Source organism: Pseudomonas sp. JZ114 (assembly GCF_051027705.1).
In the GTDB taxonomy this organism is placed as follows: domain Bacteria; phylum Pseudomonadota; class Gammaproteobacteria; order Pseudomonadales; family Pseudomonadaceae; genus Chryseomonas; species Chryseomonas luteola.
The window spans coordinates 2,517,997-2,534,309 of record NZ_CP069256.1 but is presented as its reverse complement, the minus strand read 5'-3'; the positions used below and the strand labels follow the sequence as shown (position 1 = coordinate 2,534,309).

Here is a 16,313-nt window from a genome sequence, read left to right as displayed (position 1 = left end):
GTACGTAGAATCTGAAGAGAGAAGAGGTGGGCCAGCCAGCGGCGTAACCCACCCTACAGGTTAGTTAATTATCGTAGCCCAGGTTGGGGGCTAGCCAACGTTCGGTGACGGCGAGATCCTGGCCTTTACGCTGCGTGTAGCTTTCCACCTGATCCTTGTCGATCTTGCCAACGGCAAAGTATTGCGCTTCCGGATGGGCGAAGTACCAGCCGCTCACAGCTGCGGCGGGGAACATGGCGTAGTGTTCGGTCAGGAATACACCGCTGCGGCCCGCCTGGTTGAACTGTGCTTCTGGGTCGAGCAGGGCGAAGAGCGTGGCTTTTTCGGTGTGATCCGGGCAGGCCGGGTAGCCGGGGGCAGGGCGGATGCCCTTGTAGCGCTCCTTGATGAGTTCCTCGTTGGAAAGTTGCTCATCACGTGCGTACCCCCAATGTTCCTTGCGTACACGCTCATGGAGCCACTCGGCACAGGCTTCGGCCAAACGGTCGGCCAGCGCCTTGACCATGATGGCGTTGTAATCATCACCCTTGGCTTCGTAGCTCTTTGCCAGCTCCTCAGCACCGATACCGGCAGTAGTAATAAAACCGCCCATGTAGTCGGTTACGCCGCTTTCCTTGGGCGCCACGAAGTCGGCCAGGGAGAAGTTGGGTTTGCCGTCCGGCTTGATGGTCTGCTGGCGCAGGTGATGCAGTGTTGCCAGAGTTTCACCCGAGTCGCTGTAGACCTCCAGGTCATCATCGCGTACTTGATTGGCTGGCCAGAAGCCGAATACAGCACGCGCCTTGATGAGCTTTTCGTCGATCAGCTTTTTCAGCATTGCCTGGGCGTCGTTGAACAGGGCAGTGGCGGCTTCGCCCACTACTTCGTCGGTCAGGATGCGGGGGTATTTACCTGCCAAGTCCCAGGATATAAAGAAAGGTGTCCAGTCGATGTACTCGGCCAGTACGGACAAGTCGATATCATCCAACACTTTGACGCCGGTAAAGCTGGGTTTGGGTGCCTGATAGCCCAGCCAGTTAAATTGAGGCTTATTGGCGACTGCCTTCTCATAACTCAGGCGCTCAATGCGTGCGCTGCGGTTGGCCGTGCGCTCACGGACTTCAGCATATTCGGTACGGGTTTTCTCGACGAAGCCCGCCTTGAGTTCCTTGGAGAGCAGTTGGGTGGCGACACCTACGGCGCGGGAGGCGTCGGTTACATAGACCACCGCGTCGTTGCTGTACTGCGGCTCGATCTTGACGGCCGTGTGCGCCTTGGAGGTCGTGGCACCGCCAATCATGAGTGGTAGTTTGAAGCCCTGACGCTGCATTTCCTTGGCGACGTGGACCATTTCGTCCAGCGATGGGGTAATCAGGCCGGAGAGGCCAATGATGTCGCATTTCTGTTCGATAGCGGTTTGCAGGATTTTTTCTGCCGGCACCATCACGCCCAAGTCAACAATGTCGTAGCCGTTACAGCCCAGCACCACGCCTACGATGTTCTTGCCAATGTCATGAACGTCGCCTTTTACTGTCGCCATGAGGATCTTGCCCTTGGCCTCGGGCTTGTCACCTTTTTCCGCTTCGATGAAGGGAATCAAATGAGCCACAGCCTGCTTCATCACGCGAGCGGACTTGACTACCTGAGGCAGGAACATTTTGCCGGAGCCGAACAGGTCACCAACGACGTTCATGCCGGACATCAACGGGCCTTCGATAACCTCGATAGGGCGGGCACATTGCTGGCGGGCTTCTTCAGTATCTTCGACGATAAAGGTCGTGATACCTTTGACCAGTGCATGCTCAAGACGCTTGTCTACTGGGTAGCTGCGCCATTCTTCTGTTTCGACTTCCTTGACGGAGCCGTCACCCTTGTACTTGTCGGCAATGGCCAGTAGCGCTTCGGTGCCATTGGGGGTGCGGTTAAGCACAACGTCTTCGACTCGATCACGCAGTTCCTTGGGAATCTCGTCATAGATTTCCAGCTGACCCGCGTTGACGATACCCATCGTCAGGCCGTTCTTGATGGCGTAATACAGAAAGACAGAGTGGATGGCCTCACGCACCGGGTTGTTGCCGCGGAACGAAAAGGACACGTTAGAGACGCCGCCGGAGGAGAGGGCGTAGGGCAGGTTGTCCCGGATGAAGGCGCACGCGTTGATGAAATCCACCGCGTAGTTGTTGTGCTCTTCGATGCCGGTTGCGACCGCAAAGATGTTCGGGTCGAAAATGATATCTTCCGGCGGGAAGCCTACCTGGTTGACCAGAATGTCATAGGAACGGGCGCAGATTTCATTCTTGCGCGCTTCGGTATCGGCCTGGCCCGCTTCATCGAAGGCCATGACGACCACCGCCGCACCGTAGCGCTTGCAAAGCTTGGCGTGGTGGATGAATGCGTCGACCCCTTCCTTCATGGAGATGGAGTTGACGATGCCCTTGCCCTGGATGCACTTAAGGCCAGCCTCGATGACATCCCACTTGGAGGAGTCAATCATGATCGGCACACGGGAGATATCCGGTTCAGAGGCAATCAGGTTCAGGAAAGTGACCATGGCCGCCTTCGAGTCCAACATGCCTTCGTCCATGTTGATATCGATGACCTGGGCGCCGGCCTCTACCTGTTGGCGGGCTACGTCCAGTGCCTCGGCATAGTTCTCTTCGCGAATCAGACGGGCAAACTTGGCGGAACCGGTAATGTTGGTTCGCTCGCCTACGTTTACGAAGAGGGAAGTGCGATCGATGGTGAACGGCTCAAGGCCGGACAGGCGGCAAGCACGCGGAATCTCTGGTAGGGCGCGCGGTGGGTATTTGGCTACCGCCTCGGCAATCGCCTGGATATGGCCGGGCGTGGTGCCGCAGCAACCGCCTACGATATTCAAAAAGCCACTGGCCGCAAACTCTTCAACCACCTCAGCCATTTGTGCAGGCGTTTCGTCGTACTCGCCAAAGGCGTTAGGCAAGCCAGCGTTCGGGTGGGCTGAAACGTGGGTTTCGGCCTTGGCGGACAATTCTTCTATATAGGGGCGCAGCTCTTTTGCACCCAGCGCGCAGTTGAGGCCGACCGAGATGGGCTTGGCATGGCGGACCGAGTTCCAGAAGGCCTCAGTGGTCTGGCCGGACAAGGTGCGGCCGGAGGCATCGGTGATCGTACCGGAGATCATGATCGGCAATTCAAAGCCGACCTCCTCGAATACGCCCTGTACTGCAAAGATCGCTGCCTTGGCGTTCAAGGTGTCGAAGATTGTTTCGATCAGAATCAGATCCGCGCCACCTTCGATCAGACCTCGCGTGGCCTCGGTGTAATTTTCCACCAGCTCATCGAATGTCACATTCCGGTAGCCGGGATTGTTTACGTCTGGCGAGATGGAGCAGGTGCGGCTGGTTGGACCAAGGACGCCTGCAACAAACCGTGGTTTATCTGGCGTTTCGGCTGTCTTTGTGTCAGCAACTTGACGCGCCAGCCGTGCACCTTCCACGTTCAGCTCATACACCAGCGCTTCCATACCGTAGTCGGCTTGGGAAACGCGCGTGGCGTTGAATGTATTGGTCTCGAGGATATCGGCGCCTGCATCCAGATAGGCTTTTTCGATCGCCTGAATAACATCAGGGCGAGTCAGAAGCAGGAGGTCGTTGTTGCCTTTGACATCGCTAGGCCAGTCAGCGAAGCGTTCGCCCCGGTAATCGGCCTCTTCCAGTCTGTAGCTCTGGATCATTGTACCCATACCGCCGTCCAGAATAAGGATGCGCTCCTTGAGTGCGGTTTGCAGGGCGGAGAAGCGTGCGGCGCGATCGATCATGGGCAGGTATCCAGATTACAGCGGCAAAAAAGGGATGATAGCAAAGCTGTCAGATGGCACGAAGACTGCTTTAGTCATCTGATATATGAGCTATCTTCAAGTAACAACGCTTCCATTCTTAACGAGTATCGATTGTGACTGCGACCCCGCTACTGGTTTGTGATGATTCTGCCATGGCACGAAAGCAGCTGATTCGTGCCTTGCCTCCCGAGTGGTCTGTGGACATTACACAGGCGACCAATGGGAGTGAGGCGCTCAATGTGCTGCGTCAGGGCAAGGTTCAGGTCATGTTACTGGACCTGACCATGCCGGTCATGGATGGCTATCAGACGCTGGAGGCGATGCGGGCTGAAAACATCACGTGCAACGTGATCGTGGTTTCTGGCGACGTTCAGGAAGAGGCCATACGGCGTGTGCTGGAGTTGGGTGCACTGGCGTTTCTGAAAAAGCCAGCCGACGCTGATCAGCTCAAGGCACTGCTGCTTCAGCATGGCTTGCTTGGATTTGCACCCAACAAGGAAGCCGTCATGGAGGATCGTCCCGATCCTGATGTCAGCTTTCGTGATGCCTTCCGCGAAGTGGTCAACGTATCCATTGGTCGCGCGGCAGCGTTGTTGGCCAAGGTGCTCAACGTCTTCGTGCAGCTTCCGATTCCCAACGTCAACATCCTTGAGGTAGGCGAGCTGCATATGGCGCTGGCCGATGTGCAGCGCGGCAGCCGTGTCACAGCGGTCTGTCAGGGGTTTATCGGTAATGGCATTGCGGGCGAGGCCTTGCTGATTTTCCATGATTCGGAAGTCAAGGACATGGTAACGCTGCTCCGCAGTGGCAGCACGCAAAACAATGATCAGATGGAGATGCTGCTCGACTTGGCCAGCATCCTGATTGGGGCATGCCTGAGTGGTTTGTCGGAGCAGATCGATGTGCGCTTCTCGCAGGGGCACCCGATGATTCTGGGGCAACATACGGCGCTTGAGAATCTGATTCAGGTCAATCGCCAGCGCTGGAAGAAGACCCTGGCTGTCGAGGTGAGCTATAGCCTCGAAGGGCATGACATACATTTTGATTTGCTGCTGCTGTTTACCGAAGACTCGGTCAAGCGGCTTACTAATAAAATCAATTACATGATGGATTGATACATGGCGATCGAACTCGACGATCTTCACTGGATGCTGGATATCGTGCAGCACATCGATGTTGGTGTGCTGGTGATCAATCGCAAGTATGAAGTGGAAGTCTGGAACAGTTTCATGGAAAACCATTCGGGAATCGTCCCGAGTGATGCGCAGGGCAAGCTACTATTCTCGCTTTTCCCTGAAATGGACGAGGACTGGTTCCGTTACAAGGTCGAAGGTGTGGCCATGCTGGGCACGCCGATGTTCACCATCTGGGAGCAGCGGCCTTATCTGGTCAAGTTCAAGAACTATCAGCCTATTACAGGGCTGGAAGATTACATGTACCAGAATGTCACTATTCTGCCGCTGCGTGACACGCGAGGCGGAGTGGGTTACATCGGTATTATTATCTATGACGTGACACGGGTTGCGACCAACACGCGTCAGCTGCAGTCGGTCAATGGCCAGCTGGAGCAGTTGTCACGAACCGACCGGCTGACCGGACTGTTCAATCGTGGCTTCTGGGATGAATGCCTGAAGCATGAATTCGCGCGTCATTTGCGCTACCGCTGCAATGTCGGGCTGGTGATTCTTGATATCGATCATTTCAAGAAAATCAACGACACCTACGGTCATCCGGGAGGCGACAAGGTCATCCAGGCTCTGGCTAACCTGATTAACGGCCATATTCGGGCAACCGACAGGGCGGGGCGCTATGGCGGTGAGGAGTTCGTCATTCTGATGCCGGATACGCCATCCAGTGGCGCCCAGATATTTGCAGAACGCTTGCGCCAGCAGGCTGAGCAACTGAAGGTGGAGCACGAAGGTAAGCAGATTACCTTTACGATCAGCCTCGGCATTGCCGACCTGAGCCTGCCGGTAGAGAGCCATGAGGTGTTGCTGGAGCGTGCCGATCAGGCGCTCTACCAGTCCAAGCATAATGGCCGCAATCAGGTTACGGTCTATTCGGGCGCATGAGTAGGCGATAAAAAAGCCCGCTGTTTCAAGCGGGCTTTTGACGTGCGGTGCTGATCAATCCAGGCCTTGCAGCAGGCCAGCCATGTCATCGGCGTGTTCTTCTTCCTGGGCTAGGATGTCTTCAAAGATGCGCCGTGTGGTTGGATCTTTATCGCCGATGTACTGCACGATCTCGCGATAGGTATCGATGGCTATGCGCTCGGCAATCAGGTCTTCCTTGATCATGTCACGCAGGTCGTGACCTTCGGCATATTGGGCATGGGAGCGGGTGAGCAGACCTTCAGGGTTGAAATCAGGCTCGCCGCCCAGCTGCACGATACGCTCGGCCAGGCGATCGGCGTGCTCCTGTTCCTGGTCGGCATGCTCCTGAAATTCGGCAGCCGCAACGCTAGCCTTGATACCGGTAGCCATGAAGTAGTGACGCTTGTAGCGCAGCGTGCATACGATCTCGGTCGCAAGTGAGTCGTTAAGGAGCTTGATAACAGTTTCGCGATCGGCGCTATAGCCCTCGGTGATGGGGCCGTCTTCAATGTGTTGGCGGGCTCGTTGGCGAATGGTTTCGATATCGGTCAGAAAGGGTTGGTTGGTCAGCATGGGGCATTCCTCTTAGGCTTCACGGTCCATCTGGGATGGCCCTCTGTCGGGGCCTGTCCAGATGTGATTCCCACGTCTGGTAAAAGTTTTGTCCAAGATTTATCGGCGGGTCGGGCTTGAAAGAATCAAGCACAGGTGCCATTTATCCTACTAAACTAGTAAGTCTTTAACCGTAGGCCGCTCTGGCGTACACTGCGCCCAGGTAAGCGAGGAGTAGAAATGAGCGCTATCACCATTACTGAAGCCGCCCAGGATTACCTGGCTGGCCTGCTTGAAAAGCAAAACACTCCCGGTATCGGCATTCGCATTTTCATTACGCAGCCGGGAACCCAGTACGCCGAGACCTGTATTGCCTACTGCAAGCCGGGCGAGCAGAAGCCGGAAGATACGTCGTTTGGTCTGAAGGACTTTACCGCCTGGATCGATGCGATCAGCGAGCCCTTTCTGGAAGATGCCATCGTCGACTATGCCCAGGATCGCATGGGTGGTCAGCTGACCATCAAGGCGCCCAACGCCAAGGTGCCGATGATCAGCGAAGACAGCCCGATCAGCGAGCGCATCAATTATTACCTGCAGACTGAAATCAATCCCGGTCTGGCCAGCCACGGCGGTATGGTGAGTCTGGTTGAGGTGGTAGAAGACGGGGTTGCGGTGTTGCGTTTTGGAGGCGGCTGCCAGGGCTGCGGTCAGGTTGACCTGACGCTCAAGGATGGCGTCGAGCGTACCTTGATCGAGCGTATCCCTGACCTGAAAGGCGTTCGTGACGTAACCGATCATAGCAATCGCGAAAACGCCTATTACTGATAGGGTTTTGCGAAAAATAAGGCGGCTACTAGCCGCCTTTTTTATGCCGCCTGTTAGTTAGTGCGGGGTATAGATCTGGTCGAAGACGCCGCCATCGGCAAAGTGCGTTTTCTGTACGGTCCGCCAGTCACCAAACAATTGCTCGACTGAGAAGAAGTCCACTTTCGGGAAGCGGTCCTGATATTGCGCCAGAATCTCTACATTGCGTGGACGCAGATAGTTGTCGGCTGCGATACGCTGACCTTCTTCCGACCAGAGATACTTGAGATATCCCTCAGCCACTTCGCGTGAGCCTTTCTTGTCAACGACCTTGTCGACCACCGTGACGGGTGGCTCGGCTTCAGCCGATACGCTGGGATAGATCACCTCGAAGTTACCGCGACCAAATTCGCGCGCAATCATTTCGGCCTCGTTTTCAAAGGTCAGCAGCACATCGCCAATCTGATTTTGCATGAAGGTCGTGGTAGCAGCGCGACCGCCTGTATCCAGAACCGGAACATGCTTGAACAGCTCGCCCACAAAGGCTTTGGCCTTGGCCTCGTCGCCTCCGGTTTTCAAAACGTATCCCCAGGCGGACAGGTAGGAGTAACGTCCGTTACCTGTGACTTTGGGGTTTGGAATGATGACTTCCGTACCCTCCTTGACCAGGTCAGGCCAGTCCTTGATGCCCTTTGGGTTGCCTTTGCGAACGATAAAGACGGTAGCGGAGGTGAATGGAGCGCTGTTATTCGGTAGGCGCTCGGCCCAGTTCTTGGGGATCAGCCCGCCATTGTCGGCCAGGGCGTTAATGTCGGTGGCCTGGTTCATGGTGATGACATCCGCCGGTAGGCCATCAATGACGGCGCGGGCCTGTTTGCTAGAGCCACCATGAGACATCTGAATGGTTATATTCTGGTCATGGGTCTCTTTCCAGTGCTTTTGGAAAGCCGGGTTGTATTCCTTATAGAAGTCTCGCATCACGTCATAGGAAACGTTCAGCAGGGGCGCTGCATTCGCAGCACCTCCCAGGAGCAGGCCGGCCGCCAGTAGCGGAGCGAAGAGCTTTTTTATCATGGTGATGTCTCTTATCGGTTGTTATCAGAGCGTCCCGCTCTGGAAAGGCCACATTATTCCGGTATTACCGTTCGTTTATAAAGCGAGTTTCCACAGCGGCTACAAAACGAGGCCTGTGCTTCGTGGAGTTCCTTGCCACACGCCCCGCACGGCTTGTGGATACTGTTCTCGCCTCGAATGGCATTGGATAGCTCAGCTGTAAAGATACCGGTGGGTACTGCAATGATCGAGTAGCCACTGATCATGACGATGCTGGCGATGGCTTGACCTAGAGCAGTTTGCGGGACCATGTCGCCAAATCCTACCGTTGTCAGCGTCACGATTGCCCAATAGATACTTTTGGGAATGCTGGTGTAGCCATTTTCCGGTCCCTCCACTACGTACATCAGTGAGCCGAATAGCGTCACCATCGTCAGAACACTGAGCAGGAAGACAATGATCTTTTGCCGACTACCTCTTAATGCCGTCACCAGAAAGTTGGCCTGATTCAGGTACTGACGCAGCTTTAGAATCCTGAATATCCTGAGCAGGCGCAGGATACGGATCACCAGCAGGTATTGAGCGCTAGGCACAAAGAGCGCAATAAAGCTGGGCAGTATCGCCAGCAAGTCCACGATGCCGAAAAAGCTGAAGGCATACTTCGCAGGTTTTCGTGCGCTGTATAGCCTTAGCAGGTATTCGATGGTGAACAGGACGGTAAACGCCCATTCACACAGGGACAATATTTCGTCATATTTAGCATGGATCTCCGCCACGCTATCAAGCATGACCACCACCAGGCTGGCTAGGATGGTAAACAGGAGGGCTTCGTCGAACCAACGTCCCGGAGCGGTGTTGGAGTGGAAGATGATGATCTCCAGACGTCGGCGCAGGCGCTGAGCGTCGGCCATGGCATAGACTCCTTCTAATGTTAAAATCGCACCCTTGTGTCTTCTCGCCATGCCGGTAATGAAGGCACGCGAAGGAAGGGCGCATGCGGCTAAAATCCATCAAGTTGGCGGGCTTCAAATCATTTGTAGACCCGACAACCGTTAATTTCCCCAGCAATATGTCGGCAGTCGTAGGGCCGAACGGATGCGGCAAATCGAATATCATCGACGCCGTGCGCTGGGTCATGGGCGAAAGCTCGGCAAAGAACTTGCGCGGCGAGTCGATGACCGATGTCATCTTCAACGGCTCGAACAGCCGCAAACCGGTTACTCAGGCTTCAATCGAGCTGATTTTCGATAATTCGGACAACTCGCTAGTCGGTGAGTATGCCAGCTATGCGGAAATTTCCATTCGCCGACGGGTAACTCGGGACGGGCAGAATACCTATTTTCTCAACGGTACCAAATGCCGTCGTCGCGACATCACCGATATCTTTTTGGGCACAGGGCTTGGCCCGCGTAGTTATTCGATCATCGAGCAGGGGATGATTTCCAAGCTGATCGAGGCTCGTCCTGAGGATTTGCGCAACTACATCGAAGAAGCGGCGGGGATATCCAAGTACAAGGAGCGTCGTCGTGAAACGGAAAGCCGTATTCGCCGTACCCAGGAAAACCTGGCACGCCTGACGGACCTGCGTGAAGAGCTTGAACGGCAACTCGAACGGTTGCACCGACAGGCGCAGGCTGCCGAAAAATATCAGGAGTACAAGGCGGAAGAGCGCCAGCTTCGTGCCCAGCTGGGAGCACTTCGTTGGCGCGATCTGGATGAGCTGGTGCAGCAGCGTGAGCGCGTCATTGGCAACCAGGAGGTAGTGCTCGAAGCGTTGGTTGCTGAGCAGCGCAGCGCTGATGCCAGCATTGAGCGGCTGCGAGACAGCCATCATGATTTGTCCGAGCGGTTCAATCAGGTGCAGGGGCGCTTCTATTCGGTTGGTGGAGACATTGCGCGGATCGAGCAGAGCATTCAGCACGGCCAGCAGCGCTTGCGTCAGCTGCAGGATGATCTGCGTGAAGCCGAGCGCTCTCGGGAAGAAACCGCCGCACATCTGGGTAATGACCAGGCGCTTCTTGCTACCTTGGCCGAAGAGCTGGCCATGCTGGAACCCGAGCAGGAAATGAGCGCAGCTTCTGCTGAAGAATCTGCCCTGGCGCTGGAGGCATCCGAGCAGGCCATGCAAGCGTGGCAGCAGCAATGGGACAGCTTCAACCAGCACAGTGCAGCGCCTCAGCGTGAGGCTGATGTTCAGCAGTCCCGTATTCGTCATTTGGAACAAAGCCTGGAACGGCTCATGGAGCGCGAGCGACGACTGCGTGATGAGCTGACGCAACTGGCGGCGGATCCTGAAGACGCAGCGTTGCTCGAGCTCAGCGAAGAGCTAGCTGGAATCGAGTTGATTCTCGAGGACCTTGCCCAAGAAGAAATAGAGGTCACCGAGCAGCTGGCTATCGGTCGAGAGCAGCTACAGGTCGTGACCGCCCAGCAGGCCGCAACGCAAGGTGAATTACAGCGTCTGGAGGGACGTATTGTCTCCCTGGAGGCCTTGCAGCAGGCTGCGCTCGATCCTGGAAAAGGGGCGGATGACTGGATGCGCCTGCATGATCTGCATGAGCGTAGCCGCCTGGCCGAGGGTGTTCGGGTTGAGTCAGGCTGGGAGAGAGCCGTTGAAACGGTGTTGGGCGCTGATTTGCAGGCGGTTTGCCTGGATGATCTCTCCGGTCTCGACCTGGCTGCATTCGAGCAGGGCGAGCTGCGCCTGGTAACACTTGGGCATGTAGCGCCTGCAACGCCAGGGAGCTTGTTGGATAAAGTCGAAGCCCCTCATGATCTGTCGCCCTGGCTGGGCAATGTATTTCCAGTGGAGACCCTTGAGGACGCACTGGCGCAGCGGCAGAGGCTTGCTGACGGGCAGAGCCTTGTTAGTCGAGACGGGTATTGGGTATCCCGTCACTTTTTGCGAATACAGCGCTCCAGCGAGGCGGAAAGCGGTGTGCTGGCGCGCGGCCAGGAGCTTGAGTGTTTACACGCTGAGCGTACTCAGCTGGAACACCGGTTGAGTGAGGGGCAGAAGGCGTTTGAGCAGGCGCAGGAGCAGTTGGCAGAGCTAGAGCGCAACCGCGAAACGGTCCGCCGTCGATCTCAGGAGGAGAGCCGCCGCCAGGGTGAAGTCAGGGCTCAGCTGTCGGCACGGCAGGCCAAGGCCGAGCAGCTTGGACTGCGCCGAAAGCGGCTTGAAGAAGAGCGGGTTGAAATGGCAGAGCAACGCGCTATCGAGACCGAGCAGATTGGTGAGGCACGACTGAGCCTTCAGAATGCATTGGATGCCATGGCTGCCGATACCGAGCGTCGCGACCTGTTGATCGCTCAGCGCGAGACGCTACGCGAGCGGCTGGATCGGGTTCGTCAGGAGGCGAGGCAGCATAAGGAGCAGGCTCATCAGCTGGCTGTAAGGCTGGGGTCGCTCAAAGCCCAGCATGACTCTACACAGCAGGCACTGGAGCGTCTGCTGCTCCAGGCGGCTCGGCTCGACGAGCGGCGTGAACAGCTCAGCCTCAACCTTGAGGAAGGCTCCGCGCCAATTGAGGAGCTCAGGTTGAAACTCGAAGAGCTGCTTGAGCGCCGCATGAGTGTCGATGAGGAGCTGCGAGGCGCGCGCATGGCTCTGGAGGAGGCGGATCGTGAGCTGCGTGAGTCCGAGCGCCGCCGTACCCAGGCCGAGCAGCAGGCGCAGGTGGTGCGCAGTCAGGTGGAGCAGCAGCGGCTTGAGTGGCAGGGGCTGTCCGTGCGCCGTAAAACCCTTCAGGAGCAGCTGCATGAAGAGGGGTATGACCTGCAGACCGTAGTGGCTACCTTGCCTGAGGATGCCACCGAGTCGGCATGGGAGTCTCAGCTGGAGGCGCTGAATGCGCGTATTCAACGCCTGGGTGCTATTAACTTGGCAGCCATCGAGGAGTATCAGCAGCAATCCGAGCGCAAGCGCTATCTGGATGCGCAAAACGATGATCTTGTTGAGGCCTTGGAAACGCTCGAAAACGTGATTCGTAAGATCGACCGTGAAACGCGCAATCGTTTCAAGGAAACATTCGATCAGATCAATAATGGCCTTCAGGCCTTGTTTCCAAAAGTTTTTGGCGGCGGACACGCCTATCTGGAACTTACGGGAGAAGATTTACTCGATACCGGGGTTGCGATCATGGCGCGTCCGCCGGGCAAGAAGAACAGCACGATTCATCTTTTGTCGGGCGGGGAGAAGGCATTGACGGCAATCGCGTTGGTTTTTGCGATTTTTCAGCTCAATCCAGCGCCATTCTGCATGCTTGACGAAGTGGATGCGCCTCTGGACGATGCCAACGTTGGCCGCTACGCGCGGCTGGTGAAGGAAATGTCTGAAAAAGTGCAGTTCATCTATATCACACACAACAAGATCGCCATGGAAATGGCCGATCAGCTGATGGGCGTGACGATGCACGAACCGGGCTGTTCGCGTTTGGTGGCCGTTGATGTCGAAGAAGCTGTTGCTTTGGCTGAAGCTTGATACGACAGACGGTGTAAAGTTGGTGGCGGGCGTGCTAGTTTATGCCCGTTTTTGGGCGTTTGGCATTTTGCTATGCATGGGCAAATGGCGAGCGCGAAGTTGATTTTTGACAGAGGTATGCGTCTTACATGGATATCGGTCTGCGCGAATGGCTGATCATCATCGGCATTATCGTAATCGCCGGCATACTTTTCGATGGCTGGCGACGGATGAGCGGGAAAGGGAAACTCAAGTTTCGCCTGGACAACAATCTCTCCGGCCAGTCCGATGAGGGCGGTAGTTCAGAACTACTAGGGCCGTCTCGTGTGGTCGAACATAAGGAGCCGTCTTTTGATAGCGAGGAAGAAGCGCCTCGCCCAAGTCGTGCCGCTCGCAAGCGCCGCGAAGAACCTGTTGCGGAAGAGTTGGAGCTAGGCGGCGCCGAACCCCAGTTCAGCGCCCTGGCGGATGACGATGAGGCGCCGGCTCGTGGCAAGGGCAAGGCCCGCAAGGACATCGTCGACGCCGAGCCGGACCAGTCTGCGATGGAGGAGCCGCGCAAAGAGCGCAAAGAGCTGCCACCCGTCGAAGAGGTATTGGTCATCAACGTGATTTCGCGTGATGAGAACGGCTTTCGCGGTCCGGCTCTGCTGCAGAACATTCTGGAAAGCGGCCTGCGCTTCGGTGATATGGATATCTTCCATCGTCACGAGAGTATGTCCGGCAACGGCGAAGTGCTTTTCTCCATGGCCAATGCCGTACGGCCAGGTACGTTTGATCTGGACAACATCGATAGCTTCCGCACGCCGGCCGTAAGCTTCTTTTTAGGCCTTCCAGGCCCGCGGCATCCCAAGCAGGCGTTTGAAGTGATGGTGGCTGCCGCTCGCAAGCTGGCCTCCGAGCTCAACGGTGAGTTGAAGGACGAGCAGCGTAGCGTCATGACGGCACAGACCATCGAACACTACCGCCAGCGTATCATCGACTTCGAACGCAAGAGCCTGACTCAGAAACGCTGAGCCGATTTCAGAGTCGATTAAAGAGCAGCTTATGCTGCTCTTTTTGTTTCTGCCTGTTGCTGGACATGACGTCCAGCCTTGGTGCTAGAGAGAGAACAGCATGACCCAAGCCCAAGATGCCGCCGAGCGGATCGCTTCTTTGCGCAGCGAAATCGATGCGCATAATTACCGTTACTATGTTCTGGATGAACCCAGTGTTCCGGATGCCGAATACGATCGGCTGTTTCGTGAGCTCAAGGCGCTTGAGGCCGAGCACCCTGAGCTGATTACGCCTGACTCTCCCACGCAGCGGGTGAGTGGCTCCGCCCTGTCGGCTTTCGGGACGATTCGCCATGAAGTCCCCATGCTAAGTTTGGGGAATGCCTTTGAAGAAAAGGATTTGCTCGAATTTGATCGCCGCGTACGGGACGGGCTGGCTGATGAGCTTGGCAGTCATAACGGTAACAATCTTTTCAGCCAGACGGCAGAAATTGAATACACCTGTGAGCCCAAGCTCGACGGTCTGGCGGTAAGCCTGCTGTATGAGCGGGGCGTGCTTGTTCGCGGGGCGACCCGTGGTGACGGCACGACAGGCGAGGACATCACCGCCAACGTGCGTACTATCCGCAACGTCCCGCTCAAGCTTCAAGGCAGTGGTTGGCCGGAGGTGCTCGAGGTGCGGGGCGAAGTCTTTATGTCCAAGGCCGGTTTCGAAGCCTTGAATGAGCGCGCCATGGAAGCCGGTGGAAAAACCTTTGCGAACCCACGTAATGCCGCCGCAGGCAGTTTGCGCCAGCTCGACTCCAGTATTACTGCCAAGCGCCCGCTTGAATTCTGCTGTTACGGCTACGGGCGGGTAGAGGGCGGAACGCTGCCAAATACTCAATACGAGATCTTGCAGTCGGTTCGCAAGTGGGGCATTCCAATCAGCAAGGAGCTGAAGCTGGCCAAAGGTGCTCAGGCGTGCCGTGATTACTACCATGATATTGGCGAGCGACGTGATGGGCTCGCTTATGAAATCGATGGCGTCGTCTTCAAGGTTAACCGTATCGACTGGCAGAAGGAGCTGGGCTTCCGGGCCAGAGAGCCGCGCTGGGCGATTGCCCACAAGTTTCCAGCCCGTGAGGAGCTGACGGAGCTTACCAACGTCGAGTTTCAGGTGGGCCGTACGGGCGCCATCACGCCTGTTGCTCGTCTCAAGCCGGTTCAAGTGGGCGGCGTTACGGTCACCAATGCAACCCTGCACAATATGGATGAGGTCGAAAGGTTGGGCGTGATGATTGGCGATACCGTCATCATCCGCCGTGCAGGCGATGTTATTCCTCAGGTCATGCAGGTGGTGCTTGAGCGTCGGCCGGCAGATGCTCGGCCTGTGGCGGTGCCGGCCCATTGTCCCGTCTGCGGCTCGGAAGTGGAGCGGACACAGCTGGTCAAGCGAGGCAAGGGACGAGAGTCGGTCAGCGTGGGCGCTGTCTATCGCTGCGTAGGTCGCCTGGTCTGTCAGGCGCAGCTCAAGCAGTCCATCATTCATTTTGCGTCACGCCGTGCGATGGAAATCGATGGGCTGGGCGACAAGATTATCGAGCAGCTGGTAGACCGGGGTATGGTCAAGTCACCAGCTGATCTGTATGCGTTGACCTTTGAGCAGGTCATCCAGCTGGAGGGGTTTGCGGAGATCTCGACCAGAAACCTGCTCAGCGCTATCGCGAACAGCCGAACGCCTGTGCTGGCACGTTTCATTTTTGCCTTAGGCATCCCCGATGTCGGCGAGGAAACTGCCAAGCTGCTGGCACGTACGTTCGGGAGTCTGGAGCGTATTCAGCGGGCCTTGCCGGAAGTGCTGATCTACTTACCCGATATTGGTTATGAGGTCGCGTACGAGATCCATAACTTCTTCGAGGAAGAGCACAACCAGAATGTCATTGGTGATTTGTTGCGTAATGGCGTGCAGGTTCAGGAGGAGGGTGAGCTTCATCCTGAGTTCGCTGGCTACGCCACGTTTGCCGATTTCATCGAGAAGCTGGGTATTCCTTATGTAGCGGCAACCGGCGCTAAAAATCTCGCCGGTCACTTCAAGACGCTGGAAGCGTTGATTACTGCCGACTGGCTGGATCTGAGCGCCATGAAGGGCTTGAACGAAAGAGCCAAGAATGCCGTGCGCGATTTCTTCAGTCAGGCTGAACATGCAGAGCGCGCGCGAATGATTGAGGTACAGCTGCGCGAATTTGGCATGCATTGGGAAAGCGAAAGGACACAAGTGGAAGGGTTGCCGCTAGCAGGTCAGACGTGGGTGCTGACAGGAACGCTAGAGGCGATGAGTCGAGATGTAGCCAAGGAAAAGCTCGAGGCGCTTGGCGCTAAGGTTTCCGGATCGGTATCTGCCAAAACCACATGTGTCGTAGCAGGTCCGGGCGCTGGATCAAAGCTGACCAAGGCAACCGAGCTAGGTGTTACGGTACTGGATGAGCAGGCTCTGCTTGATCGTCTGGCCAGCTTCGAGGTGAGCTGAAAATAAGACGGCGCCCTCCATCCAGAAGGCGCCATCTTATTAATTATCC

Annotated in this window: 10 protein-coding genes; 6 read left to right on the top strand and 4 right to left on the bottom strand. The window is 56.4% G+C overall.

All coding sequences use genetic code 11. From position 1 onward, the window contains the following. Positions 1–64 precede the first annotated feature (64 nt). Positions 65–3,775, bottom strand: a complete 3,711-nt coding sequence (gene metH / locus JQR90_RS11760; RefSeq protein ID WP_434140025.1) for a methionine synthase — start codon at positions 3,773–3,775, stop codon at positions 65–67. 173 nt (positions 3,776–3,948) lie between these two features. Between metH and JQR90_RS11755 the strand changes: the two genes are divergently transcribed. Next, positions 3,949–4,911, top strand: a complete 963-nt coding sequence (locus JQR90_RS11755) for a response regulator (protein ID WP_374940346.1) — start codon at positions 3,949–3,951, stop codon at positions 4,909–4,911. Positions 4,912–4,914: 3 nt separating this feature from the next. Beyond that, a complete protein-coding gene (locus JQR90_RS11750) occupies positions 4,915–5,868 on the top strand; it encodes a GGDEF domain-containing protein (RefSeq protein ID WP_219654076.1) in 954 nt (317 codons plus the stop codon). 54 nt (positions 5,869–5,922) lie between these two features. Here the strand turns inward: JQR90_RS11750 and JQR90_RS11745 are convergent, their stop codons facing one another. Then, positions 5,923–6,462: a ferritin-like domain-containing protein gene (locus JQR90_RS11745; protein ID WP_019363835.1), complete on the bottom strand. Its 540-nt coding sequence runs from the start codon at positions 6,460–6,462 to the stop codon at positions 5,923–5,925. Positions 6,463–6,681: 219 nt separating this feature from the next. Here JQR90_RS11745 and nfuA point away from each other — a divergent pair, with 219 nt between their 5' ends. Beyond that, complete coding sequence (gene nfuA / locus JQR90_RS11740) at positions 6,682–7,266, top strand: Fe-S biogenesis protein NfuA (protein ID WP_010794817.1); 585 nt, start codon at positions 6,682–6,684, stop codon at positions 7,264–7,266. 57 nt (positions 7,267–7,323) lie between these two features. Here nfuA and JQR90_RS11735 read toward each other — a convergent pair whose 3' ends face one another. Together JQR90_RS11735 and JQR90_RS11730 are read right to left on the bottom strand one after the other, a co-directional pair. Beyond that, entirely contained in the window at positions 7,324–8,316 is a 993-nt protein-coding gene (locus tag JQR90_RS11735; RefSeq protein WP_037030361.1) for a sulfate ABC transporter substrate-binding protein, read from the bottom strand. A gap of 56 nt (positions 8,317–8,372) precedes the next feature. Beyond that, the gene (locus tag JQR90_RS11730; RefSeq protein WP_010794815.1) at positions 8,373–9,209 is read right to left on the bottom strand and encodes an ion transporter; all 837 of its coding nucleotides are present in this window, start codon (positions 9,207–9,209) and stop codon (positions 8,373–8,375) included. Between the two features lie 83 nt (positions 9,210–9,292). Here JQR90_RS11730 and smc point away from each other — a divergent pair, with 83 nt between their 5' ends. The 3 genes from smc (at position 9,293) to ligA (ending at position 16,264) form a co-directional block, all read left to right on the top strand. Beyond that, positions 9,293–12,781: a chromosome segregation protein SMC gene (smc, locus tag JQR90_RS11725; protein ID WP_434140024.1), complete on the top strand. Its 3,489-nt coding sequence runs from the start codon at positions 9,293–9,295 to the stop codon at positions 12,779–12,781. A gap of 128 nt (positions 12,782–12,909) precedes the next feature. Beyond that, a complete protein-coding gene (gene zipA / locus JQR90_RS11720) occupies positions 12,910–13,776 on the top strand; it encodes a cell division protein ZipA (protein ID WP_434140023.1) in 867 nt (288 codons plus the stop codon). A 100-nt stretch (positions 13,777–13,876) separates the two neighbouring features. Further along, complete coding sequence (gene ligA, locus JQR90_RS11715; RefSeq protein ID WP_434140022.1) at positions 13,877–16,264, top strand: NAD-dependent DNA ligase LigA; 2,388 nt, start codon at positions 13,877–13,879, stop codon at positions 16,262–16,264. The last annotated feature ends 49 nt before the right edge of the window (positions 16,265–16,313 follow it).

Bases quoted from the DNA above. Each gene is read 5' to 3' on its own strand.
- nfuA (WP_010794817.1), top strand. From the start codon at position 6,682: ATGAGCGCTATCACCATTACTGAAGCCGCCCAGGATTACCTGGCTGGC.
- JQR90_RS11745 (WP_019363835.1), bottom strand. From the start codon at position 6,462: ATGCTGACCAACCAACCCTTTCTGACCGATATCGAAACCATTCGCCAA.
- JQR90_RS11755 (WP_374940346.1), top strand. From the start codon at position 3,949: ATGGCACGAAAGCAGCTGATTCGTGCCTTGCCTCCCGAGTGGTCTGTG.
- JQR90_RS11730 (WP_010794815.1), bottom strand. From the start codon at position 9,209: ATGGCCGACGCTCAGCGCCTGCGCCGACGTCTGGAGATCATCATCTTC.
- JQR90_RS11750 (WP_219654076.1), top strand. From the start codon at position 4,915: ATGGCGATCGAACTCGACGATCTTCACTGGATGCTGGATATCGTGCAG.
- ligA (WP_434140022.1), top strand. From the start codon at position 13,877: ATGACCCAAGCCCAAGATGCCGCCGAGCGGATCGCTTCTTTGCGCAGC.
- metH (WP_434140025.1), bottom strand. From the start codon at position 3,775: ATGATCGATCGCGCCGCACGCTTCTCCGCCCTGCAAACCGCACTCAAG.
- smc (WP_434140024.1), top strand. From the start codon at position 9,293: ATGCGGCTAAAATCCATCAAGTTGGCGGGCTTCAAATCATTTGTAGAC.
- zipA (WP_434140023.1), top strand. From the start codon at position 12,910: ATGGATATCGGTCTGCGCGAATGGCTGATCATCATCGGCATTATCGTA.